The organism is Sorangium sp. So ce321, from assembly GCF_051530195.1.
Classification (GTDB): Bacteria; Myxococcota_A; Polyangia; order Polyangiales; family Polyangiaceae; genus Sorangium.
Genome location: NZ_CP150329.1, coordinates 2716766 through 2743025, shown reverse-complemented (window position 1 = coordinate 2743025; position 26260 = coordinate 2716766). Strand labels below are relative to the sequence as shown.

Genomic DNA, 26260 nt, shown 5'->3' with positions numbered 1-26260 from the left:
GAGCGTCAGCCGCCTCGGTGGCCACGGCATCGCACCGCCCTCTTGACACCCGGCCGCCGGCCGAAGGTGTGCCGCTCGACTCCGTTACTCGTTGCTCAATCGGCAAAGGCAGCGCGGCACGACATGGACCGCGACAACGGGACCGCCCCTCGCCACGCTTGACGATGGCGCCTCCCGCTGCCCGGAATATGGGCCCTCGGGGTGGAGCGCGCTGTCCTCCAAGTGCGCAGGTTGCCACGCGACGCCCCTGCGGCCGAGACCGTTGAGCAGGCAGAGCCGCCGCGCCAGCGTCCACGGCAGCGGGTAACGCCTGTCGAGGCGAGGACGGCGGAGAAGTAAGGTCGCACGACGTACATGCGCATCCGACCCGTCCGCAGCGCCACGAGCCCCCAGCGGATGCACGGGTTCGAAAAAAACGGCGGCGAGCCGTTTGCCGGAAGGTAAGATGATGACCATGCATCTTCCCCTGATCGACGACCCTGGACGCCGAGCCACGGACGCGGAGGCGATGGTGGCGCTGCGGAGCGTGTTCCGCAGAGCAGCCGGTGCGCTCGGGACAATCGGGCTCTTGCCTGCAAGGTCGTCGAGCCCGCCAGGAGCGAAGCTCGTGCACATTTTTCTGCTTGTGACCGCAGGCGGCGCGAGTATCGTCGTTGGCGGCGTTTTCTGAGTCGAGGAGTCCATGAATCGACAGACCAAGAGGGCGATGCGGCTCGTCGCACACGGGGCTTCGGCGCTGTTCATGGCATCGACGGTCGCCGCACTGCAAGCATCGAGCTGTGTCTATGATACCCCGGAACCGGACTGTGTAGACCGGCATCAAGGTTGCCCGGGCGGCGGCGGGAGCGGAGGGGGAGCCGGGAGCGGAGGGGGAGCCGGGAGCGGAGGCGAAGGCGAAGGCGGGCAGCCGCCCGATCCTACGGGCCCGATGGTCGAGTGCGTGCCCCACGAGATGACGGGTGGCGTGGACGAGACGTGCGGCGTGTTCGTGTCGGCAAGCCGAGCAGGCTCCGAGGGGTCGGGAGCCAAGGACGATCCGCTCGGCTCGCTCCAGCAGGCCATTGCGCTCGCCCAGCAGAACGGGACCGGTCGCGTCTACGCATGCGCAGGCGACGGCGAGGAGTTCAACGAAGCCGTCGAGGTGCCGGGCGGTGTCACGATCTTCGGCGGACTCGACTGCCGCGACGATTGGAAGTGGGTCGGCGACGCGCACAAGACGATCCTGACCGCGGAGGTGGGAAAGATCCCGCTGACCATGCGCGGGCTGCCAGGGGCCGTGCACATTGAGGACGTGCGCGTCGTCGCGCAGCCGACCAGCGAGGCAGACGACCCGGGGCTCTCGTCGATCGCGGCCATCGCGCTCAGCGCGATCGTCGAGCTCGTCCGGTGCGAGCTCGAAGCCGGAGATGCAGGGCAGGGAGCGGACGGACCACCTCGGGCGACCCCTGCCATGGCGGGCGCGCCAGGAAGGCCAGGAGGCGACGCGTGCTCCCTCGATGACGGTTCTACCGTGGCGGGTGGAAGCGCTGTGACGACCGACTGCGGCACCCCCGGCGACCTGAACGATGACTCGTCTGGTGGCCGCGGTGGGAATGGCTGGATGACCACGGGAGACGATGGGAGCAGCGGAACACCGCTCGTGTCGACCAGCAGCGACGCCGGACAGGGCGGCACAGGCCAAGATGGTCTTGGGAACCTCTGCACGGATGGCGCCACCGGCAGCAGCCGCAGCATGGGCACACCCGGCCCTGGAGCCAAGGGCCCCGGTGCCATCTCCGTGGACGGCTATGCCGGCGTCAGCGGCGCCCCCGGAAGCCCTGGAGCGCAGGCACAGGGCGGCGGCGGCGGTGGTGGCGAGCGTGGCGCATCGACGACAACGCCGGCCCGAAGCTGTCCGGACGGTGTGAAGGGCCGCTCCGGCGCAGCCGGCGGCTCCGGTGGGACCGGCGGCTGCGGCGGTCGAGGTGGACGCGGCGGCGCGCCCGGCGGCGCCAGCATCGCGCTCATCAGCATCGACGCCGCGCCGTCCTTCGCCGACGTGACCCTGAAGGCTGGCAACGGAGGCAATGGCGGCAGCGGAGGCGACGGGCAGCCGGGTGGCGACGGCGGCGAAGGTGGCCCGGGCGGGACGGTTCCGATGGGTGCCAGCGGCATGTTCCCCGGCTGCAACGGTGGCAAGGGCGGCACCGGTGGCACCGGCGGCCGAGGCGGCGGCGGGCAGGGCGGCCATTCCCTCGGCATCGCGTTCCGCGGCAGCCCGCCCCCCACCGACGGCGTGACCATCCAGCTCGGCGCCGCTGGCTCCGGTGGCGAGGGCGACGACCCCGACAACCCCGCCGACGCTGGGCTCGCGATGGACTCTCTGGAGTTCAACTGAACCGCCCGGATTCGCCTCATCACCATGAGATCCCGCCGACAGCTCCGCCTCGGTCTGCTCCTCGCCCTCGCGCTCCCGTACGTGCCGGCCACCGCCATCGCGCAGCAAGCCCAACCGACCGCGGAGGCGAAGGCCGCGGCCCGCGCTCTCGCCGGCAAGGGCTGGGAGCTCTTCAATGCCGGCCGCTATGAAGACGCGCTCACGGCCTTTCGTCACGCCGAGGCCCAGGTCCACGCGCCTCCGTTCCTCGTCATGGCCGCGCGCTCCTGCGAGCGGATCGGTCGGCTCATCGAGGCGCGCTCGTTCTATCAGCGCGTCGTGGATGAGGCGCTCGCAGCGAGCGCTCCCGGCGCATTTTATCAGGCCCAGGCCGACGCGAAGGTCGAGCTCGCGGCCCTGAGACCCCGCATCCCGGCCCTGGTGGTCGCGATCATCGGCACGGCGAAGGGCGGTGTGAACCTGACGCTGGACGGGCAACGCATCGACCAGGCACTGCCGGTGGAACGCGATCCCGGCGACCACACGTTGGTCGCCGTCGCACCAGGCCGGAACTCGATGACAAGAATGATCCGATTGAACGAGGGAACGAGAGAGCACGTCACCCTCGATTTGACGCCCCCACAGGCAGCATCATCAGCGCCCGCGGACGGCCCGGCTGCGTCTTCGGGGAGCGATGCGAGGATGGCCATGTTCATCGGCGGCGGAATCACCGCTGGAGTCGGTGTGCTCGCGGGGACTGCATTCACGCTGGTCGCCAACAGCAAGGCAGGCGATGCGAGTCAGCAACGGAACGTGGTCGATCCCACGTTCCAGGGATCTACGATCTGCTCGAAGCCCCCCGCGGACAGCGTGGCGGTGCAGTGCGACAAGTTGAGCTCGATCGTGGACGACCAGTACCTGTTCAGCAACCTGGCGCTGTGGAGCTTCATCGGCGGAGGCGCAGCCGCGCTTGGCACGCTCGGCTACGCCTGGCTGGTGACCTCGCCGAGCGAGCCGGGGAGGCAGATGCGCGTCCTCCCGGTCGTGACGCCAGGCGGCGGGGGGATCGTCGCAGGCGGGTCTTTCTGAATCGAGGAGCCCATGAACCGACAGGTGAAGAGGACCAGGCGGCTCGCCACGCACGGAGCTTCGGCGCTGGTCATGGCATCGATCGTCGCTGCGATGCAGGCGGCGGGCTGCCTCCGAGCTGATTGCAGTGAGCGGTACCAGTGCACAGACGGTGACGCAGGGATGCAGGTACCTGACGCTGACCCTGAAGATCCCTCGGAGCCGCAGGATCCGCCCGAACCGCCCGATCCTACGGGCCCGGTGGTCGAGTGCGTGCCGCGCGAGGCGACCGGCCGCGTGGATGAGACGTGCGGCGTGTTCGTGTCGGCAAGCGGATCCCGTTCCGAGGGCTCGGGAGCCAAGAACGATCCGCTCGGCTCGCTCCAACAGGCCATTGCGCTCGCCCAGCAGAACGGGACCGGTCGCGTCTACGCATGCGCAGGCGACGGCGAGGAGTTCAACGAAGCCGTCGAGGTGCCCGGCGGTGTCACGATCTTTGGCGGGCTCGACTGCGGCGACGATTGGAAGTGGGTCGGCGACGCGCAGAAGACGATCCTGACCGCGGAGGCCGGGAAGATCCCGCTGACCATGCGCGGGCTGCCGGGGGCCGTGCACATCGAGGACGTGCGCGTCGTGGCGCAGCCGACCCGCGAGGCAGGCGACCCGGGGCTCTCGTCGATCGGGGCGATCGCGCTCAGCACGATCGTCGAGCTCGTCCGGTGCGAGCTCGAAGCCGGAGATGCAGGACAGGGAGCGGACGGAGTACCTCGCGCGACCCCTGCCATGGCGGGCGTGCCAGGACAGCCAGGAGGCGATGCGTGCTCCCTCGATGACAGTTCTGTCGTGGCGGGTGGAAGCACTGTGACGAACGACTGCGGCACCTCCAACGACCTGAACGATGATTCGTCTGGTGGTCGCGGTGGGAATGGCGGGATGACCAGGGGATACGCTGGCAGCAGCGGGACACCGCTCGTGTCGACCAACAGCAACGACGGACAGGGCGGCTGGGGCGATGATGATGGGAACTTCTGCACGGATGGCGCCACCGGCAGCAGCCGCAGCATGGGCACGCCCGGCGCAGGTGCCAGGGGATTAGGTGCCATCTCCATGGACGGCTATGCCGGCGTCAGCGGCGCCTATGGAGGCATTGGAGCGCAGGGACAGGGCGGCGGCGGCGGTGGTGGCCAGCGTGGCGCATCGACGACAACGCCGGCCCGAAGCTGTCCGGACGGTGTGAAGGGCCGCTCCGGCGCAGCCGGCGGCTCCGGTGGGACCGGCGGCTGCGGCGGTCTGGGTGGACGCGGCGGCGCGCCCGGCGGCGCCAGCATCGCGCTCATCAGCATCGACGCCGCGCTGTCCTTCGACAACGTGACCCTGAAGGCTGGCAACGCAGGCAATGGCGGCAACGGAGGCAACGGGCAGCCGGGTGGCGACGGCGGCGAGGGCGGCCCGGGCGGGACGGTTCCGGAGGATGCCATCGGCATGTCCCCCGGCTGCAGCGGAGGCAAGGGCGGCACCGGTGGTACCGGCGGCCGAGGCGGCGGCGGGCAGGGCGGCCATTCCCTCGGCATCGCGTTCCGCGGCAGCCCGCCCCCCGCCGACGGCGTGACCATCCAGCTCGGCGCCGCTGGTTCCGGTGGCGAGGGCGACGACCCCGACCAGCCTGCAGACGCTGGGCTCGCGATGGACTCGCTGGAGTTCAACTAGCCGTCGCGGATGACCGGAGTTTTCGCTCCGGCGATCCGGAAGCGGTGGATCTCTCGATCCAGGCCGCGCGCATTTGCTATCGGTGCACGGGCCGGGTGCGACATCGCACAGCATCTCTCATCATGGGCAGAGCGCGAAGGCTCGCCTTAGCGAGCGGGAAGCACGCCCCGGATGTGACGTCGCACAGCTCGACGCACACCGCGGGCTCCGCAACGCCCCGCCATCGATGCGCTGCTGCCGTACACGGACGTTCCACTGCCCTCGGCGGGGGCTGCACCTCGAGCGAACGATGTCCACCTTCGTTCAACCGAAGCGCGACATCAGCTCCTCGACGTGCGACATCGGTTTTTCGATGTCGCACGTCGACTCGTGGCAGCTACCCCTTGACAAGCGCTCCCGCGAATCTCGTCTCAGAGCTTGTCAATCCCCCAGTCCGGCTGCTTCGGCGCCTCCTCGGGATACGGGTCCGAACCCGCCGGCTGTGGTTTCCCGGGTTTCGAGGACTGCGGCCGTACCGTACGCGAACCTGCCGGAGCCGCCGGACGCACCGAGGCAGCCGGCGAGGCGCTCGTTCCCGACGAAGCTGCCGTCGCCTGCGTTGGCTCGGGCGCTGCGCTCGCTCCAGCATCGTTCTCCGGCGCAAAGACGCTCGGCGCCGGCGCTGCCGCCGACGCTGATCCTGCGGCGGGCGCTGCCGCTGCCGCCGCCGTCGCAGACGCCGCAGGCCCCGCAGCACCCGTTGCCGACGCAGACTCCGCTGCGCCCGTCCCAGCGCCCGTCCTCGCGTCGGCCGGCGCGCTCGCCTCCACCGCGGCGCCCGGCGCTTCCAGCGTGCGGCGCAGCATCACCCCGAGCCCCACCCCCACGATCGCAAGCCCCGCGGCTGCCACGGCGACCCATGCCGCACGCGCTCTTCTCGAGCGCGGTCGCGGCGACGCCGACACGTGAACGGCATCGGTCAGCGTCCCCGGCGGAGGCTCCTGCCCGGCCGCCACGGCATGACCATGCCGGTTGCCCGCAAACTGCCCAGGCGCTGCCAGCTGCGGACCAGCGCCATGGCTGCCTCCCGGCACCGCAGCCCCCACCGGCGCCCTCGGTCCCGCAGCCCCCGCAGCACCTGCACCCCCCGCGGCCCCCGCAGGAACCGTCCCCGGCGCCCCCACCGCCGTCCACCCGAACGGGCTCGACCCGCCCACCCCCGACGACGAGAACACCGGCATCCCCGTCGCCCGCCCGAACTCCTCGACCATCTCGCGCGCGCTCTGGAACCGGTGCGCCCGATCGCGCGCAAACGCTCGCGCGAAGAACGCGTCGAGCGCCGGCGGCAGATCCGCCGCGAGCTGCCTCGCCGAGGGGATCGGCTCCACGAGGATCCGCGTCATCACCTGCGCCAGCACGTCGCCCGGGAACGGCAGATACCCCGTCACCATCCGGAACAGGATCACGCCCATCGCCCACAGATCGCTGCGCGCGTCGATGTCGCGGTCGGCCCGGAGCTGCTCCGGGCTCATGTAGTGCGGCGACCCCATCACCTCGCCGGTCGTCGAGGCCTCGGTCACGAGCTTCGACGCCGTCTCCTTCGCGATGCCGAAGTCGATCAGCTTGAGCAGATCCTCGTCCTCTCCATCGACGCGCGCCAGGAACAGGTTCGCCGGCTTCAGGTCCCGGTGGACCAGCCCCGCGTCGTGCACGCTCCGCAGCGCCTTCCCCGCCTGCACCAGGAGGCGCTGCGTCTCCGGCAGCGACAGCCTGCGCACCCGGGAAAGCCGCGCGCTCAGGTCCTCGCCGCGCAGGAGCTCCATCACGAGGTACGGCACGCTCTGCTCGAAGCCGAAGTCGTGCACCTGCACGACGTGAGGGCTCCTCAGGTGCGCCGCCGCGCGCGCCTCGCGCTCGAACCGGGCGCGGAACGCCGGCGATCCGGCGTAGGCGGTCCCCATGAACTTGACCGCGACGTGCGTGCCGAGCTGGACGTGCTGCGCCACCCACACCGAGCCCATGCCGCCCGCGGAGAGCGGGCGCTCCAGACGGTATTTGCCGGCGATTATCGAGCCTGATTCGAGCTGCATGCGCCGGGGCGCCTCCTGGAAGTGGGAGCAGCGTAGCCGATCGCACGCCGGTCGCGCAGGCCGAGCGCCTCCGCCGCGACCCCGGCCAGGGGCGCAGCGCGTTCACCTGTGATTCGTGGATCCCTCCACTCCGCCTCCCCAGCGCGCTCCCCTCCCGCATCCACCGCCCCCTGCAACACGAACGCCGCCCCACCGCCTGCGCGGGCTCACCATCGCGCCCGCGCGGCCAGAACCACGGAAGCCACGCTCTCGCCGGGACGGGACAGGCCACGACAGCCCGTCAGCGCCGTTCAGGGGGCGTAGGGGTCCCTCTTCCTCGCGTTCTCGCGCAGGCAGTTCGTCCGGATGAACCCTGTCTTGCCCGCGCACGGATCCGCGGGCGGCCGTCGAGCCGCGGGTTGCTGCGCAGATCGCGACGCCGCCGGCGCGGCCGGCGCCATGGGAGGCTTCATCACGGGCTGCGCCGCACCGACCGACCGTACCGGCGGCGGCGGCGCAGCTACGGACCGTACCGGCGGCGGCGCCGCAGCTGCCGGCGCCGACGGCACCGCCGGCTCCTTCCGCTCCGCGACCGCTGGCTCCTTCTGCTCCACCGCGGCCGCCGTCTCGGCGCCCGCCGCGCTGTCCGCTCCGCCTGCGTCCACAGGCTCATCGCCCCTGGGCGGCTCGGGCGTCGCCGCAGCCTGAGGCGCAGCGGTCGCCGGCGGGGGCGGCGGCTCGGGCTGCCTGGCGGCGCTCGCGTCGCCCTCGATCCCGGCCTCCGGCAGCACCTCGGGCCCCGCGGCGCTCTCCGGCGGCGCTGGCGAGCGCAAGGCAAAGAAGAGCACGACGCCCACCAGGCCTGCCGCGCCGGCGGCCATCGCCGCCAGAACCGGGCGGGGGACTCGATTCCAGATCTCCTGCTGCCACGACATCCGCGGCTGCAGCGTCGGCGCAGGGAGCGGCGTCGCTCGCGCTGCCCACGGCGATGGCTGCCCGGCTCGAGCCGCCTCCGGGCTCGGCACGAGCGGCGCCGTCGTCGACCTCCCGAAGTCGTTGTGCCCCCCTGGCGCCCCTGGCGCCCCTGGCGGCGGGGCCCCCATCCCCGGCTCTGCGCTCGTCGTGGCGTCAAACTCGAGCTTCTGGGTCAGCTCGGCGTTCCACTCCTGCTCCGGCGCCGCGCTCGCCATCCGCGCTGGCTGCGACCCGCCCGGCGCCGCGCTCGCCCTCGGCGAGAGCGGCCCTGCCGGCGCCGCGCTCCCCAGCGGCGGCAGCGACGTCCCCAGCGGCGGCAGCGACGTCCCCAGCGGCGGCAGCGGCGTCCCCAGCGGCGACAGCGGCGCCCCCGCCGGCACCGCGCTCGCCATCAGCGCCGGCTGCGACCCGCCCGGCGCCACGCCCGCCCTCGGCGACAGCGGCGGCCCTGCCGGAGGCTCGCTGTGCCGCGGCGCCCCGGCCACCATCCCACCGGCCACCGGCGACAGCAGCGCCCCCGCCGGCCCTCCGCCGGGAAACCCCGGCGCCTCGGCCAGCGCCATCTGCCCGCCGCCCCCGGCCATCCCGGGCCCCCCGGCCATCCCGGGCCCCCCGGCCATCCCAAGCCCCCCGGCCATCCCGGGCCCCCCGGCCATCCCGGCCCCCCCGGCCATCCCGAGCCCCCCGCCCCCCACGGCGGCGCCCGTCCCCACGCCCGACCGCGCGCCCGCGCCCGTGTAGCCATCGAGGAGGTCCGCCAGCTCAGCCGCCGACCCGATCCGGTCGTCCCGGTGGCGCGCCATGCACCGCGCCACGAGCTCCACGAGCCCCGGGTCGATCCGCCGCACGTACCGGGAAACCTTCGGGATTTCCCCCGTCAAGATCCCGGTGAAGACCGCCCTCGCGTCCCCCTGGAACGGCCGCATGCCGGTCAGCATCTCGAACAGCACCACGCCGAGCGCCCAGATGTCGGCGCGGTGATCGACGTTCGGCTCGGCCCTCACCTGCTCCGGGCTCATGTAGAGCGGCGACCCCACCGCGCCGCCGGTCGCCGTGCGGACCCCATCGTTCACGGCGAGGTTCTTGGCGACCCCGAAATCGAGCACCTTCACCACCGGCTCGTCCGCGTCCGGCTCGCGGTGCAGGAAGATGTTCGCCGGCTTCAGATCGCGGTGGACGATGTGCAGCGCGTGCACCGCCGACAGGCCCCGCGCCACGTCGCGCCCGATCGACGCCGCCACGTCCGCGTCGAGCCGCCGCCGGCGCTGGAGCAGCTCCGCGAGCGTCTCGCCCACGAGCAGCTGCATCACGAGGAAGGGCTCACCGAAGTCGGTCTCCCCCATGTCATACATGTCGATGACGTTGCGGTGCCGCAGCGCCCCGCCGTTCCGCCCTTCCCGCTGCAGCCGCCGCCGGAGCTCGGGATCCGGGCGGTGAATCAGCTTCAGCGCCACCTCGCGCGACGTGGACAGGTTGAGCGCCGCCCACACGACGCCCATGGACCCCTCCCCGATCCGCCGCACCAGCTTGTACTTCTCGGCGATCACCAGGCCAGCAGCGATCTGCGTGAAGGACTTCGACATCGAGCTCAACAGGGTTGTTCTGCGCGCAGCACCGCGGCGCGCGAGGTCTCTTTGCCCCTCACGAGCGCGAGGGCGTCACGGAACGTAGCACGCTCTCCGCCCCGGCCACTCGGGCTCTCCGCCCCGGCCCGCAGCAGGAGATACCCCGCGGCCATGCCGATCCCCACGAGGAGCGCCGCCGCGAGCACCGCCACCGCGATCCACAGGACCGGCGACCGGGCACGCTCAGGCGACGACCGCCGCGGCGCCGAGATCGGCCCGAGCGGCACCGTGCCGTTCACCGGCACCCCAGGCGCCGACACCGCACCTTGCGCCGGCCGATACACGGCCGCCTGCCCCGGGGAGAGCTTGATCGTCCCGTGCTCCCCCAGCAGAGGATTGCTCGACGCCCACCTCTGGCCAGCCGGTGCCGCCGGGCCTCCGCTCGCCGGAGGCGGCAGCCCCGGCGACGAGCCCGCCGCCCCGCGCGGCGATGGCGTCGGCGCGCTCGCCTGTGCCTGCTGTGCCTGCAGGCGCGCCACCGACGCCGGGAGCGGCGTCGCGGTCGCCGGCGGCGGCCCGACCGCAGCCCCGCCCCACGACCCGCGCCCGAGGTGCTGTGGCACCTCGTACCGGAGGTCCGGCGACGAGTTGACGCGCGGGGGCGCCGACGGCGTGACGAACGACTCGAGCGCCGCCGCGACGTCCGCCGCCGAGCGCGGCCTCTTCTCGCGATCGCGCTGGAGACACTGCGAGACGAGCGCGTCGAGGCCGGGATCGATCTGCCAGACGAACTGGGACACCGTCGGGATGTCGCCCTGCAGCACGTTCCGCAGGAGCTCGTGCGCCCTGCCCTGGATCGGTCGCCTGCTGGTGAGCATCTCGAACATCACCACGCCGAGCGCCCAGAGGTCCGCGCGCGTATCGATATCGCCCTGCGCCCGCACCTGCTCCGGGCTCATGTACGCCGGCGAGCCGATGAGGATGCCAGTCGCGGTGCGCATCTGTTGAGGCCCGGTGAGGAACTTGCTCACGCCGAAGTCGAGTATCTTGACGACGTAATTGCTCTCGCCAGGCTCGGTGTGGAGAAAGATGTTGGACGGCTTCAGATCGCGGTGGATGATGCCGCGCTCGTGCGCGGCGGAGAGGCCGCGCGCGATGTCCCGGGCGATGCGCGACGCCTCCGGGACCTCCAGCTTTCGCCTGCGCTTGAGCAAGGACGAGAGCGTCTCGCCGGAGAGCAGCGGCATGACCAGGAACGGATCGCCATTCTCCGCCTCGTCAGCGTCGTAGATATCGACGATGTTCCGGTGGCTCACCGCGCCGCAAGCGCGCGCCTCCCGGAGCAACCGGACGCGGAGCTCCGGGTCAGGGCGCACCAGCAGCTTGAGCGCCACCTCGCGCGAGGTGGCCTCGTTGTGCGCTGCCCAGACGACCCCCATCGCGCCCTCGCCGATCCGGCGAAGAAGGCGGTACTTGCCGCAAACGAGCGCACCTGGCGGCGGCGCGGCAGGAGGCGAGGGAGACTGCATGGGTGGACTCGCTGAAGGGCGGGCGCAGAAGGCGGATGAAGGGCGCTCGGGGGCAATTGTCGCAGGTGAGGCAGCGCACCGTCAAGCAAAGGCGCGCGCGGGGCCGGGAGAAGCACAGGAGCGCGAGGCAGGCTCCGGTGCTCCCGAGCGCGGAGCGCGATCAGCACACCTGAACGTCACGCCCGCGTCGCACCACGCGAATCCGGGCGCGACCTTGGTGTCATCGGGTGAGGCGTGGCCGAGGTGCGGAGAGAGAGCGAGCCTATTTCTTGAGCCTCGCCTCGCACATCTTCTTCTCCATGAACTTGAGCGCAGCGCACGGGTTCGCCCCTGACGGCGGCTTCGCGCTCTGCGGCGCCGCCGGCGCGGGCGAGCTCGATGAAGCGCGCGGCTTCGCGCTGCTCGCCGCCGCCACCGCTGCACCGGCGCCGCGACCGGTCGCCGCACCGGCGCTGCCGCCCGGCGCGGCGCCAGCGTTGCCGCCCGGCGCGGCGCCAGCGTTGCCGCCCGGCGCGGCGCCAGCGTTGCCGCCCGGCGCGGCGCCAGCGCTGTTCACCGGAAGGGCGCTCGGCGCCGGCGGAACGGGCGTCGCGGGCGTCGCGGAGCCCGGCGGCGCCTCGGTGGGCTGCGCCGTCGGCGCCTGGTTCTGCGGCAGCGCGCCCCCGCGCTCCGGCACGGTGCCCGTGTCGCCACCGGCGCTGTTCGCCGGCGGCGTCACGCTCCCGGGCAGCTCTGTCGCCGCGGGCGACTCTGGCGCCGCGGGCGACGTCTCGCCCGATCGCAGGGCGATGAGCATCCCCACGACGATCAGCGACAGCGCGGCGGCCGCGATCGCCAGCGTCGCGGCCGTCCTCCGGCGCTTCTGATCGTCGCCGCCGTGCAGCGTCGAATCCCGGGCGTCCTGGGCCGCGTGCGCGCCGGTCTGATGGACCGACGGGTGGTTCGAGACGAGCGGCGTCGTCGACGAGCTACCCGTCTGCCGCGGGTCGCCCGTCCGCGAGTCCGAGGCGCTCGCGCCAGGCCGCGAGTCCGAGGTGCTCGCGCCCGCCTCCGCCCCGAGCTTCACCGTCGACTCGAAGACCCCGCCCGACAGCGCGGCCGCGCCTGCGGTCATCGGCGCGGCCGCCGGGCCGCTGCTGGCCGCCCCCGCCGAGCCGCTGCCGCCCGGCTTTCGCTCCGGGATCACCGGCGGGTGCGCCATGCGCACCGTGCTTCCCCAGGCTCCGCGCTCCGGCATCGCCCCCGCCGCGGGCTGCGCCGCCGCGGGCTGCGCTGCGCTCGCCTGGGCCAGCCCGGGCACCGCGGACGCCACCTGCGCCGACGGCAGCGGCGTCAGCAGCGCGGCGCCGGGATACCCCGCTGCCGGGTGCTGCCCCGAGGACCCCGCGCGCTGCCTCGCGGCCCCGACCGCATCCGCGCTCCCCCTCGCCAGCGGCAGGGTCGCCACATCCTCGTCCCACGCGGCGCTCCCGGCGGGCGCCGCGGCGCTGATCTGCGCCGAGCTCCCCGCGCGCCGAGGCGCCGCGCCCGCCGCGTCCCGCGCCCCCGCCGGCTGGCCCAGCGCCGCCGGCTGGCCCAGCGCCGCCACCTGCCCTGGATTCAGCGAAGGCAACCTCGCCGACCCCGGCGCGTCATGCAGCGGCACCGGCGCCCGCGGCCCGCCGCCGAGCAGCGCCAGCGGCAGCGCGCCCGCGCTCACCGAGCTCGGCTCCGCGACCGCCGCCGGCCCCGCGAGGCCCGCGACGGCGCTCCCCGACCCGGGCTGCGCCCCCTGCGCCCCGCCGCCCGTCCCCTCGGCCGGCTGCAGCGCGTAGCCCTCCGACAACGACTGCCGCGACGCTGCGTCCAGGCCCCGCCCCGCGTACCGGTCGAGCTGCGCCGCGATCTCCGCCGCCGACCCGATCCGCTCCGCGCGATCCCGCCGCATGCACCGGGCGATCAGATCGACGAGCCCCTGGTCCACGCGCCGCAGGTACCTGGACACGGTGGGGATCTCGCCCGTCAGGATCCCCATGAACACCGCCTGCGCGTCCCCCTGGAACGGCCGCACGCCGGTCAGCATCTCGAACAGCACCACGCCGAGCGCCCAGATGTCGGCGCGGTGGTCGACGTTCGGCTCGGCCCGCACCTGCTCCGGGCTCATGTAGAGCGGCGACCCCACCGCGCCGCCCTGCACCGTGTGCAGGCCGTCGTTGACCGAGAGGTTCTTGGCGACCCCGAAATCGAGCACCTTCACCACCGGCTCGTCCACGTCCGGCTCGCGGTGCAGGAAGATGTTCGCCGGCTTCAGATCGCGGTGGATGGTGTGCATCGCGTGCGCCGCCGCGAGCCCCCGCGCCACGTCGCGCCCGATCGACGCGGCGACCGCCGGCTCGAGCTTGCGCCGCCGCGCGAGCAGCTCGGCCACGGTCTCGCCCGTGAGCAGCTGCATCACCAGGAACGGCTCGCCGGCCTCCGTCTCCCCCATGTCGTAGATGTCGATGACGTTCCGGTGCCGCAGCGCCCCGCAGTTGCGCGCCTCGCGCTGCAGCCGCAGCCGGAACTCGGCCTCGGGGCGGTGGATCAGCTTCAGCGCCACCTCGCGGGCGGTCGCCACGTTCACCGCCGACCACACGACGCCCATGGCCCCCTCGCCGATCTGGCGGACGAGCCGGTACTTCCTGTCGATCAGCACGCCGGACGCGAGCAACGTCGAACTCTTCGATGGGGACATCAGCGACTTTCCAGCGGCGAAGCGCGCCTCGACCTCGCGGAGCGCGCCCGGACGATCGCGGCCAGCGGGGCGAGGCGAGCGGGGCCGCGCCCTGTTCCCCCCGGATGCCCACGCCGCCCCGCGCTCGCTCCGCGCGACCCCTCCTGCGCGCGCTCCCGCGCAACGTAGCATCCGAACCCCAGGTCCACGGGTCGCGCCTCCTGAGCGATCCATCCTACAGCAGTTCGGGCGGTCGCGATACGTTCTGTGCGACGAAAGACCGACGAGGAGCGACGGACCACGAAAGCGGGAGAACCCTGATTCGCTCCAGTCAGGCTCGAATCCACGATCGCGCCCACGCTTCTCGACAAACCGGGCAGATGACCGGACGGATCGATCGAGGATGAAAGCGAGGCGCAGATGAGCGACACAACCATCATGAAGGTCTCCTCCGGCCGCTCTCCGAGAGGCCAGATGGGACAGAAATACCTGGCCTCCGGAATCCAGGTATCGATGCGGCTCTGGGAGCGCGAGCCGCCGGGCGACGAGAAACAGCCGACCGCTCGCGATTATGAGACCGTGGGGTTCGTGATCGAGGGGCGCGCCGAGCTGCACATCGAGGGGCAGATGGTGCGCCTCGAGCCGGGCGACTCCTGGACGGTGCCCAAGGGCGCATTGCACTCTTACAGGATCATTGAACCGTTCACGGCGGTCGAGGCGACCAGTCCGCCCGCCAGCGTGCACGGGCGCGACGAGTCCTGAGAAAGCCACCCGACGAGACCCGGTCGCGGCATCGGGTACATTGCGCCCTCTCGAGTGAAGAGGTCGCCTGCAGAGGAATTCGCCTCCGCACGGGACTCGACCTCAGAGCGCGGTGCCGCCGCCGGTCGCGGGCTTCTCCTTGCCCTGCGCTCCCTTGGCGCGCCCCGCCGGGGCCTTCTCGTCCGCGCCGCCCGGCGCCGGCTTCTTCTCGCCCTCGGCGGCCTTCTTCTCCTCCGGCGGCGTTCCAGTCTGATCGCCCCTGCCCGCCGCGCCGGGCTTCTCGCCCGTGCCCGCCACGCCGGGCTTCTCGCCCGCGCCGCCGGACTTCTCGCCCGTGCCCGTCTCGACCTTCGCCTGCTCCGACCGCGCCCGCTTCGTCTCGCCCGCCTCGGCCCGCGCCGGCTTCGTCTCGCTCGCTTCCGCCTTCGCCTCGGCCCGCGTCGGCTTCGTCTCGCCCGCCTCGGCCTTCGCCTCGGCCCGCGTCGGCTTCGTCTCGCTCGCTTCCGCCTTCGCCTCGGCCCGCGTCGGCTTCGTCTCGCCCGCCTCGGCCTTCGCCTCGGCCCGCGTCGGCTTCGTCTCGCTCGCTTCCGCCTTCGCCTCGGCCCGCGCCGGCTTCGCCTCCCCGCCGCCCGCCTCGGCCGCACCGCCGCTCGCGTCCTTCGCGCCGGCCGCCTTGCGGCCGTCCTGCGCGCCGCCCGCGCGCTGTGCGTCCGCCGATGCCGCCAGCCCCGCCGGCTTCACCGGCACGGCCGCGGCCGCCTTGTCACCGTCGTCCACCGGGCCCGCCGCCTCGGCCGACGCCACGCGGACCTCGTCCTCGCGCGGCTCCACCGGCGGCGGATCGTCCGGCCGCGTCGTCGGCACGTACACGACCAGCCGGTCCCCCGGCATCAGCACGCTCCGCCGCGAGCGCTGGTTGATCCGCTCCAGGCTGCCCACGCTCAGGCCGTAACGGGTCGCGATCTTGCTGAACGAGTCGCCCTCCCGCGCGGCGATCTCGACGCGCTTGCGGCCCTTCAGCCCCTCGAAGTGGGCGAAGAACTCCTCCGAGCCGACCTCCATGACGCGCGCCTCGGCCTCGTCGAGCAGGAAGACCCCGTCGTAGCGGTGCGACCTCGGGACGAACAGCTGGAGCGTCATCCCCTCGTGGAGCGACGCCCCGGGCGCGAGCGCGTTCCAGCGGCAGATCTCGTCCGGCGTCACCGACAGCACCGCCGCGAGATCCCGCAGCCCGTCGCCCGCGACGACGCGGTAGAAGACGCGCCGGCGGCCCTCGTACGAGAAGCGCTGCGCCGGGACCACGACGACCGGCTTCGCCTCCGACGACAGCGGCGCGCTGTTCGCGAGCAGGTGCTCCGCCGCCGCCACGCCGACCCCCTCCGCCGCCGGGACGAACAGCAGCGACCCCGGCCGCACCGGCTCGCCGGGCCGCAGGCCGTTCAGCGACTGCAGCGTCCACCGCGTCGTCCCCCGGAAGGTCGCTATATCGTCGAGCGACTCGCCCCAGCGGACCAGGTAGCGCTCGAGCTTCGGCTCGCGCTCCAGGAGCTTCGGCATCGACTTCGCCGCGCGCGCCCCGGCGCCCGCGGGCACCCGGATCTCCCAGCGCGCCTGCTCCTTCGCGTCCACCGGCAGCGGCGGCGTGCGCTTCGCCACGAGCTGCGGGTTCAGCGCCTCGACCTCCGGCGCCCCCGCCCCCGCCGCGGCCGCCACCGACTGCAGCGACACCCCGGACCCGAGCGAGATCTTGTCGAACGTCACCGCCGGATCGAGCTCCAGCTCGTCGCAGCCGAACACCTTCGGGTTCCGCGCCACGATCGCGATCGCGAGGATCTTCGGCACGTAGAGCGCCGTCTCCAGCGGCATCCCGGCCTCGAGCCGCGACAGCTCCCAGAAGTCGTTCGTGTTGTACTTCCGGATCGACGCGAGCAGCCCCCCGTAGCCCATGTTGTAGGCCGCGAAGGCGAGCTCCCAGCTGCCGAAGCGCCGCCGCAGATCCGACAGGTACCGCGCCGCCGCCAGGGTCGAGCGCTCCGGATCGAGGCGCTCGTCGATCCAGCGATCGACGGTGAGGCCGTAGATGCGCGCGCCCTCCGGCATGAACTGCCAGAGCCCGGCGGCGCCGGCCGGGGAGTGGATGGTCGGGTCGAAGCCGCTCTCGACGAGCGAGAGCCAGAGCAGATCCTCCGGCAGCTCCTGCTCGCGGAGGACGCGGCGGATGGCGGCGCCGTAGCGGCCGCTCTTCTTGATCCAGGAGACCACGGCGGAGCGGCCGCGCGGGTCGTCCTTGTAGTACTCGAGGTAGCGCACGACCCGGCCGTCCCAGCGGACCGGGATCTGGGGCAGCTCGAGCTGCCGCAGCCAGGAGATGTCGCGGGTCTCCTCGGCCTGCACCGGCGGGGCGGGCAGGCCCGAGGGCGGCAGGCCCGAGGCCTCGAGGCGCGGCTCGCCCGCGCCGAGCAGGAGCGTGCCGTCGCCGGGCCACGCGGGCCCGGCGCTCGGCGCGGCGCCGGGAAAGAGGGTCTGGTCGATCTCGCGCAGCGTGCGGAGCTCGGGCGACTCGCCGACGCTCGACCCGGCCGGCGTCGCCGTGCCCGCGATGACCCGCCGCGCCGCCTCGTCCGGCGCGCCAGGCTCCCCCGGCTTGCGCGCGATCTTGGCCGCGCCCTTCTTCGAGGGCGCCTTCGAGCGCGCCGCCGGCTTCGCCTGCGCCTTGGCGGCCACGCGCTTCGCGCCGCCGCTCGGCTTGTCTGGCGCAGGCTTCTCCGCCTTGCCCTCGGCCTCCCCGCCCTTCTTCGCTTCCTTCGCCTCGGCCTTCGGGGGCGCGGCCGCGGCCGGCACCGCCGTCGCGGCCTCCGGAGGCGCAGCGACGCCGTCGAGAGCGACGCCCGAGAGGGCGGCCATCCAGCCAAGACAAACAAGCCTGCCTGCGGCACGTCGGATCCGCATGTCAGCGACCGACCTGTCTCACGATGCGCCCGGGGGGTCAACTTTGGCAGTCAGCCAGGAACCGCCGCGGCCGCCAGATCACCGGGGTGCTGGAGCACACAGCACCGGTGCGGGTGCGATGAAGGAAGAGATTTGAACCACAGAGGCACAGAGGGCACAGAGGAAAGAGAGCTCGGAGACAAAGAGAGCGCAGAGCGCTCGGACAGAAGGAGGGTTCAGATCGGAGAGGGGCAGAAAACTCTCTCTCCTCTGTGCCCTCTGTGCCTCTGTGCCTCTGTGGTTCAATTTTCTTCGGGCTCTCGAGAAACCACCGCCTCGGCTAGGAGAGCAGCGCGATGAAGTCGCCGACCGCCGTGAACGGCAGGCTCTCGTTCACGACCCCCGCTCGCACCGCGGCGCCGGGCATGCCGTAGACCACCGCCGAGTCCTCGCTCTCGGCCACCACCGTGCCCCCGGCCGCGCGGATCGCCCGCGCGCCGTTCACCCCGTCGTCGCCCATCCCCGTCAGGATGATGCCCACCGCGCGGCTGCCGCCCACCTGCGCCACGCTCCGGAACAGCCGGTCCGCGCTCGGCACGTACCGATCGCCAGGCGCCGGCGCCCCGACGCGGATCCGGATGTCGCCGCTCAGGCCGACCCCGCTGCCCGGCGTCACCGCGATCTCCATGCACATCCGGCCAGGGCACACGTACGCCTTGCGGGCCACCACCTGATCGCCGTTCTGCGCCTCCACCACCCGGAGCCCGCCCTTGCGATCGAGCCGCTCGGCGAACGTGCGGGTGAACTTGTCCGGCATGTGCTGCGCGATGAGGATCGCGCCGGGGAAGCGATCCGGGATCCGGTTGAAGATCTCGAGGAGCGCCGTGGGCCCGCCCGTCGACGAGCCGACCGCCACGAGGTGGCGCAGCGACACCCCGAGCCGCGACGCCTCCGGCGCCGCGCGCGGCGAGGTGGGCTGCGACGCGCGCGCCGGGGTCGTGGCCGCCGGCATCGGCGACCGGGGCCGCAGGTAGCGCACGAGCAGGACCTTCTGGATGATCTCCCGGCGGATCTGCGCGTCCGCCGTGAACTGCCGGTCCGGCTTCGCCACGAAGTCGACCGCGCCGAGCTCGAGCGCCTTGAAGACGTTCTCCTTGTGGCTGTAACTCGAGACGATGATCACCGGCGTGGGCTGCCGCGCCATCAGGATGCGCAGGAACGTGAAGCCGTCCATGCGCGGCATCTCGAGGTCCAGCGTGATCGCGTCCGGCCTGAGCTGAGCGGCCTGGCGGAGCGCGTCATCGCCGTCACCGGCCTTGCCCACCACCTCGATCTCGTCGCTTCCGCTCAAGATCTCGGCGATGTTGCGCCGGTTGTACGCGGAGTCGTCGACGACGAGCACGCGCAGGGGAGCGAATGTCATGAGCGCAAAACCTTCCGCCGGAGGTTCATTCTAACCCACCAGGAGCGCCATGGGACCACCCGTCGCCTGCACAGCCTCCACTTCGTCGGCGCCTCATCAGCCCCCCTCTCCGCCCCCCTCTCTGGCCCCGGCTCATTCCCCCCCCTCCCCCCCCCGCTCCGGCAGGCCCTCCGCGAGCCCCAGACGCAGCGTGGCCGCCGGCTTGCGGTACACGAGGTCCTCCCGCAGGTGCACGAGCTCGAACGCGGTCGTCACGTTCAGGAGCGACTCCGAGTGGCCGAGCAGGAGGAACCCGCCGGGCAAGAGGCGCTCGTAGAAGATGTCGATCACCCGGCGCCGCGACTCCTCGTCCAGGTAGATGAGGACGTTGCGGCAGAAAATGACGTCCACGCGCCCGACCACCGCCGCGCGCGACGAGTCGAGCAGGTTCAGGTGACCGAACTGGCAGAGCGCCCGCAGCTCGTCCACCACGTGGAACCCGTCCGGCCGCTCCGTGAAGTAGCGCCGCTTGATGTCGGGCGGCGTCGCGCGGAACGACGACGCGCCGTAGACCCCCTTGCGCGCGGCCACCACGCAGCGGCGCGAGATGTCGCTGCCAAAGACGCGGAGCTCGCGGCGATCCGTGGCGCCGGACTCCCGCGCGGTGATCGCGATCGAGTAGACCTCCTCGCCGGTCGAGCAGCCCGCGCTCCAGATGGACAGCCGGCCCTTGGCGCCCCCCGCCTTGACGATCATCGGCACGATCTCGGTCATGAGGGCGCGGAGCTGGTAGTCCTCGCGGAAGAAGTACGTCTCGTTGACCGTGATGACCTCGAGCGCCTCGTCGAGCTCGGCGCGCCCGCGGCTGTGGAAGCGCAGGTACTCGTAGTACTGCCCGAACGACGAGAGCCCGAGCACGACCACCCGCTCGCGCAGCCGGCGCTCCATGGACGTGCGCGCCTCGGGCCCAAACTGGAGCCCGCAGTGCTTGTTGAACAGCTCCCGCAGCCTCTGGAACTCGTCGGGCAAGAGGCGGATCTCGTCGTCCCGCCGCCGGTTCACAGCACCTTCCCCGACGGCGGCCCGCCGGACATGCCCGGGGTGGACGCGGAGCCCTCGCCACCGTCGATGGGACCGGGCGCGCTCAGCCGGCCCCCCGCCTCGCTCCAGGGGGGATCCGACCGGAACGAGGCGCCGCCCTGCGCCGCGGCCGTGACGAGCTCGGGCTCCCCCGAGGCGCGCACCAGCCCGAGCAGCTCGCGGGCGCGGACCCGGTCGTCGCCGGCCGGGCTCGACTCCGTGAGCGACGCGTACAGCCGGCCGAGCGCGCGCGCCGCCGCGAGCCGGACCTCCCGCTCCTCGTCGGCGAGCGACAGGCTCAGCACGTCGAGCGCCGAGGCGCCCGCCGCCGCCGCGACCGCCGTCACGGCCGCCCGGCGCGCGCGCACGTCCCCCGCCGACGCGACGCCGGTGAGGAACGCGATCTCCTCGGGATCCGCCGAGCCGAGCGCCTCGATCACGATCGCCGCCGCGAGGTGGGTCTCCTCCGCCTGCATCAGCCGGCGCGCGAGCGCGCGCGCCGCCTCGGGGTACCGCTCGGAGAGCCCGGCGAGCGCGCTCTCCGCCGCGCGCGCGACCGGGAGCGAGATCGCGCGCGTCTGCGAGACGACGAGCGGGAAGTCGTCCGCGGCCCCGATCTTCGCGAGCCCGTAGAGCGCGCTCGTCGCCACGAGCGTCGAGGGGCTCTTCACCGACCGCCGCACCGCGCCGAGCAGCTCGTCGAGCTGCGGGTCGAGGCGATCGACGCCGGGCGCCCCCGGCCCGCCCTCGCGCCCGCGCTGCCGCGCGATCGCCACGGCGCCGTCGATGAGCGCGGCCGTCGCGTCGTCGAGGCCCTCCCAGAGATCGGGATCAGGATCGACGTGCCGATCGAGGTAGGCGAGCACCGCCGGCAGCGCCTCGCCGCCGAGCAGGCCGAGCGCGCGCTGCGCCGTCTCGACGAGCGCGGGCTCGATCATGGCCTGCACCGCGGCGTCGGCGGCGCCCGGCGCGCGCGCCATCGCCGCGAGCACGAGCGCCTGCGCGCGGCCGCTCACCGGGTCGGCGCCGAGGCCCCGCCACGAGGCGGGGGGCTCCGCGCCGCCCGAGCCCTGCGCCGCGGCGGCCTGCACGAGGCGGGCGCCCACCTCGATCGGCGCCGCCTGGAGCGCGTCCACGGCGTGCTGCGCGAGCGGGCCCTCCGCGAGCCGCGCGAGCGCGCGCACGAGCTGCGCGAAGGCGCCGCCGCGCGCGGTCGCGAGCGCCGCGACGAGCGCCCGCGGCGCCTCCGGGCTCTCCGCGAGCGCCGCGGCGACCAGCGCCGCCGAGCGGAGGATCGGGTCCTCGATGAGCGGCGACAGCACCCGCCACGGCACCGGCGCCTCGAGGCCGTTCAGCCCGTTCAGCGCGGTCAGCCGCACGAACCGATCGCGATCGGCGAGCCGCTCGTAGAGGATGTCCGTCACCCGCTCGCGCGCGATGAGCCCCATCCCGGAGATCGCCTCGATCGCGCTCTGGCGGAGGTTGTCGTCCTGCTCGGCGAGCGCCGCGTGGAGCGCGTCGAGCGCCGCCGGGTCGCGCGTGCGGCCGAGCGCGTCGACGACGAGCTTGCGCTCGTCGCCCCCGAGCTCGCCGAGCGCCCCGACGAGCGCCGGCGTGGCGTCGCGGCCGCAGTAGCCGAGCACCTCGATGGCCGCGTTCCGGAGGCCCACGTCGTCGCTGGTCCGCAGCGCGTCGAGGAGCGCCCCGACGAGGAGCTGCGAGGCCGGCGGCCGCTCGCCCTCGGCGCCGCCCTCGGACGCGGGCGGGCGCTCGCCCTCGGCGCCCTGGATCGACCCGGCCGGCGCGGCCTGGATCAGCCGGTGGCAGGCGTAGGTCGCCTCCTTGCGGACGCGCCAGTCGGGGTCGCCGAGCGCGCGCAGGAGGAGCGGCAGGGCCTCGGTGACGTCGGCCCTGCCGAGCCGCGCGGCCGCCTGGCGGCGCTCCTCGGCGTCGTCGGCGGCGAGCGCCGCGGCGATGGCCGAGATCGGCATCGGCGTGCTCCGCACGCTCGGCGAGATGGAGTCGGGCTCGCTCGGCCAGAGGTTCGCGTCGCTCACGCGCGGGCCGCCGAACGGACCCAGGTCGTCGGAGGCGCGGCTCACGGGGCCTCCAGGAGGGCGCCGGACGCGGCGAGCGCGAGCGCGAGCTCGATGAAGCGCCCGACGTCGAGCACGAAGATCATCCGCTCGTCGTGGGTCGTCACGCCCACGATGCCGCGCAGGTCGCTGCTGCCGCCGACCGGCGGCGTCGGCCGGTAGTCGCCGCTCGTCCCGAAGACCTCCGTCACGGCGTCGACGACGAGCCCCACCGTGTGGGTCCCCACGTCGACCAGGATCCACTTGGTGCTACGGCTCGGCTCGACCGGGTGGAGCCCGAAGCGCACGCGGAGCTCGATCACGGGCACCACCTCGCCGCGGTGGTTCGCGACGCCGGAGACCTCGGGGGGCGTGTGCGGCAGCGTGGTCACTTCGAGGGGATTCACGATCTCGCGCACCCGCGTGATGTCGATCGCGTAGTGAACGTCGCCGACCACAAAGCCGACGAGGCTCTTCTGCGGGTCGGGACGGCTGCGCTCTCCAGTCAACGGCATCTGAGCCTCCGAGCGTCCGGGCGCTGCGAGCCGCCCGGGCGCGGACGAGTCGTCCGTTAGGACGCGAGTATGGCCTGCAGGTCGAGCAGGATGATGACGCGCGGCTGCGCCTCGCCCTGCGTGCCGTCCGACGCGCTCGCCCCGTGCAGGGGCCGGGCGATGCCGGCGATGTAGCCCGCGACGTCCCCCCCGAGCGCCGTCGCGGCGTGCTCGATCTCGGCGTCGGCGAGCCGGTAGACCTGCTGGACCTCGTCGACGAACAGGCCGAGCGTCTCGCCGTTCGCCGCGTCGACGAGCAGGATGCGCGCCCGCCGCTGCGGCGCGCCCTCGTGCAGCCGCATCCGCCGCCGCAGATCGATGACGGTGACGAGCTGCCCGCGCACGCTGACGATGCCCATCGTCGAGTCCGGCGCGCGCGGCACCGGCGTGAGCGGGGGCGGCTTCAGGATCTCGCGCACGAGCGAGACGGGCGCGGCGTAGGTGTCGCCCGCGAGCGTGAAGGCGAGGTACTCGGTGCGCGGGCCGGTCGCCTGCGCGCGCGGGCTCCGCTTCGAGACAGGTATCCGGGCGGGCCTTCGGGAGAGGTTAGCCATGGGTGCTCCGCGGATCGTTGCGCTGCCGGTCCCCACCCCCATGCATGATCTCCTCGATGAGCGCCGGGGCGTCGATGACGAGCGCGATGCGCTGGTCGCCGAGCTCCGTGGCGCCGGAGAAGCCGCGCACCGAGGAGAGCGACGGGCCGAGCGCCTTGATCACGACGTCCTGCTGGCCGATGAGCGTGCTCACGACGAGCCCCAGCCTGCGCGCGCCGACCGACGCCACCACGATGTACTTGCGCTTGTTGCCCCCCTGCAGCCCGAGCGTCCCGCGGCCGTCGGACCCGCGGCGACCGCCCACGGCGGGCCGCGCCGCCGAGCCGCCGCGCGCCGCCCCGCCGAGCAGGCCGGCGATGCGCGCGCTGAGCTCCTCCTCCTCGTTCAGGCCGAAGAGCCGCGCCAGGTAGCAGAGCTGGAGCGTGCTGTTGCGCAGCGTGATCATCTCGCGGCCGTCGATCTGCCGCACCGTGGCCTCGTCGAGCGCGACCGCCTCCTGCACGTTGGTGAGCGGGATCGCGAAGAGCCTGTCGGCGACGCGGACGATGAGCGCGCTGATGATCGCCAGCGTGATCGGCAGCGTCACCGTCATCTTGGTGCCGATGCCGGGCTCGCTGTGCACGTCGATGACGCCGCCGAGCTTGCTGATGTTCGTCTTCACGACGTCCATCCCGACGCCGCGCCCCGAGATCTCGCTGACGTCGGTCTTCGTCGAGATGCCCGGCTGGAAGATGAGGTTCAGGACCTCGCGGTAGCTCGTGGTGCGCGCGTCCTCCTGGGTCATGACGCCGCGGCGCAGGGCGGCGTCGAGGAGCTTGTCGACGTCGATGCCCTTGCCGTCGTCCTCGATCTCGATGACGACGTGGTTGCCCTTCTGGAAGGCGTTCAGCGCGATCGTGCCGACCGCCGGCTTGCCCACCGCCTCGCGCACGCTCTTCGACTCGATGCCGTGGTCGATGGCGTTGCGCATCATGTGCATGAGCGGGTCGCTGAGCTCCTCGACGATGAGCTTGTCGACCTCGGTCTCGGCGCCCGTGATGACGAGGTTCACGAGCTTGTCGGCGTCGCGGCTGATCTGGCGGACGACGCGGGCGAGCTTGTCGAAGACCTGCCCGAGCGGGACCATCCGGACCTCGAGGATGCCCGCCTGCATCTGGGCGAGGTGCCGGTCGAACGTGCGCTGGAGCCGGTGGAGGTCGAGGGAGAGCTCGCGCTCGGTCGGCGCCGACCGGAGCCGCTCGACGAGGCGGCCGAGCGCCGACCGGACGAGGGCGAGCTCGCCGACGATGTTCATCAGCCGGTCGAGCTTGTGGATGTCGACGCGCACCGTCTGCGCGACCGAGCGGATGGAGCTGAGCTCGCCCTTGCGGGTGCCGCGCGCGCTCGACGGCGGGCTCGCCGCCATCGAGCCGGTCAGGTCGACGGCCCGCGACACGCCCGTCGGCGCGCCGCCGCGGAGCGCGGCCGACATCGACGGCATGCCGGGCGGCGCGACCCGGCCGTGCCCGTTGTTGTTGCGCCGCGGGATCTCCTCGACCGCGGCGCCGGCCTGGTGCAGGGCGCGCTGGAGCTCCTCGAGCGGCGCGCGCGAGGCCATGAGGATGTCGAGCTCGATCGAGTCCTGGTCCGCGCCCGCGCCGGTCGGCAGGTAGGTGATGATCTCGCCGTACGGCTTCGCGGTGATCTTCAGGTCGTCGAGGGCCTGGTCGATCGTGGCGAGGTGGAACTGCACGCGGAGCCGGAACAGGGTCATCCCGCTCGCGATGTTCGTGCGCAGCCGGTGCTCCTCGTACTCGGTGAGCACGGAGAGCAGCCCCGGGTCGAGGTCGTAGTTGTCGTCCGGGAGGCCGGCCGCGCTCGGGCCGGCGTCCTGGTGGAGCAGGCGCAGGAGGTCGTCGACCTCGGGCATGGGCGCGTCGCGCCCGTCCTTCTCGTTCTGGAGGATGCGCCCGTAGAGCTCGACGCTGCGGAACAGGAGGTCGAGGACGGACGCGCTGATCTCGATGCGCCCGAGGCGCAGGTTGTCGAGCAGCTCCTCGAGCTCGTGCGACAGCGTCGCCATCCGGGTCGCGCCGAAGAGCCCGGCGAGCCCCTTCAGGGTGTGCACGGCGCGGAAGACGTCGTTGATGACGTCGGGGTCGACCTTGTTGGTCCGCACCGCCTCGTCGAGCGCGAGGAGGTCGCGCCCGAGCCCCTCGACGATCTCCTGCGCTTCCGAGAAGAACTCCTCGCGCGCGCGATCGCCGCTGTCGACCATCAGCCCCCGCCTTCCTCGCCGGAGCCGGGCTGCTTCGTGCGCGTGGCGGGCTCGGCGGCGCGCGGGGGCACCGGGGACCCGCCGTCGGCCGGCGGGAGCGCGCCGTCGGCCGGCGGGGGCTCGCCGTCGAGCGCGGGCTGGGCCCGCCCGTCGAGGCAGGCGACCACCGCGTCGCGCAGCGCCTCGGGCGTGAACGGCTTCGCGAGGAAGCGGTCCGCGCCGAGGCGGAGCCCGCGCTGCACATCGCGCTCGGCGGCCTGCGTCGAGATGATGAGGATGCAGACGCGCCGGTAGCGGTCGCTCTGCCGGACGAAACGGATGAGCTCGAGCCCGTTGATGTCGGGCATGTTGATGTCGGTGATCACGAGGTCGAACGCGCCGCGCGGCAGGAGCCGGAGCGCGTCGAAGCCGTTCACGGCCTCCACGATATCGACGTCGCCCTCGAGCCCGAGCACGCAGTCCTCGAGCGTCGAGCGTACGTACGCTCGCATTGCCGGGGAGTCCTCGACGATCAGGATGCGTGCCATGCGGCGACAGGGTAACGGAAATCCGCTGGGAGGGAGCAACTGGCTGACTACCGGGGGGGCGCCTCGCGCGCTCCTCGGCGGCGCGCCGGCCTATGTACGGCGGTCTCCTTCCCGGTGTAAACCGGCGCGAGCGCCGTCCGGCGCTGGCCGGCGAGGGGGCCGCGCCGGAGGAGGGCGCCGC

General features: G+C 73.2%; 16 protein-coding genes. 4 read left to right on the top strand and 12 right to left on the bottom strand.

Features of this window, described 5'->3' with window-relative positions; genetic code table 11:
- Positions 1–940 precede the first annotated feature (940 nt).
- From WME89_RS10655 to WME89_RS10645, 3 genes are all read left to right on the top strand, one after another.
- On the top strand, positions 941–2377 hold the full coding sequence (locus WME89_RS10655; protein ID WP_438009108.1) for a PGRS family protein: 1437 nt from the start codon (positions 941–943) through the stop codon (positions 2375–2377).
- An 81-nt stretch (positions 2378–2458) separates the two neighbouring features.
- A complete protein-coding gene (locus WME89_RS10650) occupies positions 2459–3445 on the top strand; it encodes a tetratricopeptide repeat protein (RefSeq protein WP_438009107.1) in 987 nt (328 codons plus the stop codon).
- 162 nt (positions 3446–3607) lie between these two features.
- Positions 3608–5131 (top strand): PGRS family protein, encoded by a 1524-nt coding sequence (locus tag WME89_RS10645; RefSeq protein WP_438009106.1) that lies wholly within the window; start codon positions 3608–3610, stop codon positions 5129–5131.
- Between the two features lie 410 nt (positions 5132–5541).
- Here WME89_RS10645 and WME89_RS10640 read toward each other — a convergent pair whose 3' ends face one another.
- The 4 genes from WME89_RS10640 to WME89_RS10625 all read right to left on the bottom strand — a co-directional run bounded on the left by WME89_RS10640 (position 5542) and on the right by WME89_RS10625 (position 13961).
- The gene (locus WME89_RS10640) at positions 5542–7200 is read right to left on the bottom strand and encodes a protein kinase domain-containing protein (protein WP_438009105.1); all 1659 of its coding nucleotides are present in this window, start codon (positions 7198–7200) and stop codon (positions 5542–5544) included.
- 290 nt (positions 7201–7490) lie between these two features.
- Positions 7491–9737, bottom strand: a complete 2247-nt coding sequence (locus tag WME89_RS10635) for a protein kinase domain-containing protein (protein WP_438009104.1) — start codon at positions 9735–9737, stop codon at positions 7491–7493.
- Between the two features lie 5 nt (positions 9738–9742).
- Positions 9743–11248 (bottom strand): protein kinase domain-containing protein, encoded by a 1506-nt coding sequence (locus WME89_RS10630; RefSeq protein ID WP_438009103.1) that lies wholly within the window; start codon positions 11246–11248, stop codon positions 9743–9745.
- Positions 11249–11510: 262 nt separating this feature from the next.
- A complete protein-coding gene (locus WME89_RS10625; RefSeq protein WP_438009102.1) occupies positions 11511–13961 on the bottom strand; it encodes a serine/threonine-protein kinase in 2451 nt (816 codons plus the stop codon).
- A gap of 399 nt (positions 13962–14360) precedes the next feature.
- Here WME89_RS10625 and WME89_RS10620 point away from each other — a divergent pair, with 399 nt between their 5' ends.
- Positions 14361–14702, top strand: coding sequence for a cupin domain-containing protein (locus tag WME89_RS10620; RefSeq protein WP_438009101.1), 342 nt, complete (start codon positions 14361–14363; stop codon positions 14700–14702).
- Positions 14703–14804: 102 nt separating this feature from the next.
- On the opposite strand, the gene WME89_RS10615 is transcribed toward WME89_RS10620, so the two are convergent.
- The 8 genes from WME89_RS10615 to WME89_RS10580 all read right to left on the bottom strand — a co-directional run bounded on the left by WME89_RS10615 (position 14805) and on the right by WME89_RS10580 (position 26079).
- Positions 14805–17606 carry a transglycosylase SLT domain-containing protein gene (locus WME89_RS10615; RefSeq protein WP_438009100.1) on the bottom strand — a complete coding sequence of 934 codons (2802 nt, stop codon included), beginning with the start codon at positions 17604–17606 and terminating at the stop codon, positions 14805–14807.
- 364 nt (positions 17607–17970) lie between these two features.
- Positions 17971–19053 (bottom strand): chemotaxis-specific protein-glutamate methyltransferase CheB, encoded by a 1083-nt coding sequence (gene cheB, locus WME89_RS10610; RefSeq protein ID WP_437625028.1) that lies wholly within the window; start codon positions 19051–19053, stop codon positions 17971–17973.
- A gap of 132 nt (positions 19054–19185) precedes the next feature.
- Positions 19186–20094, bottom strand: a complete 909-nt coding sequence (locus WME89_RS10605) for a CheR family methyltransferase (RefSeq protein ID WP_438009099.1) — start codon at positions 20092–20094, stop codon at positions 19186–19188.
- Positions 20091–22214: a HEAT repeat domain-containing protein gene (locus WME89_RS10600; RefSeq protein WP_438009098.1), complete on the bottom strand. Its 2124-nt coding sequence runs from the start codon at positions 22212–22214 to the stop codon at positions 20091–20093. Before WME89_RS10600 ends, WME89_RS10605 begins: the two co-directional genes overlap by 4 nt.
- Positions 22211–22702: a chemotaxis protein CheW gene (locus WME89_RS10595; protein ID WP_437625025.1), complete on the bottom strand. Its 492-nt coding sequence runs from the start codon at positions 22700–22702 to the stop codon at positions 22211–22213. The genes WME89_RS10600 and WME89_RS10595 overlap by 4 nt, the downstream gene beginning before the upstream one ends.
- A 56-nt stretch (positions 22703–22758) precedes the next feature.
- Positions 22759–23295, bottom strand: a complete 537-nt coding sequence (locus WME89_RS10590; RefSeq protein WP_437309009.1) for a chemotaxis protein CheW — start codon at positions 23293–23295, stop codon at positions 22759–22761.
- Positions 23288–25552, bottom strand: coding sequence for a chemotaxis protein CheA (locus WME89_RS10585; RefSeq protein WP_437625024.1), 2265 nt, complete (start codon positions 25550–25552; stop codon positions 23288–23290). Before WME89_RS10585 ends, WME89_RS10590 begins: the two co-directional genes overlap by 8 nt.
- Positions 25552–26079 carry a response regulator gene (locus tag WME89_RS10580; RefSeq protein WP_438009097.1) on the bottom strand — a complete coding sequence of 176 codons (528 nt, stop codon included), beginning with the start codon at positions 26077–26079 and terminating at the stop codon, positions 25552–25554. The genes WME89_RS10585 and WME89_RS10580 overlap by 1 nt, the downstream gene beginning before the upstream one ends.
- Positions 26080–26260: the final 181 nt, after the last annotated feature.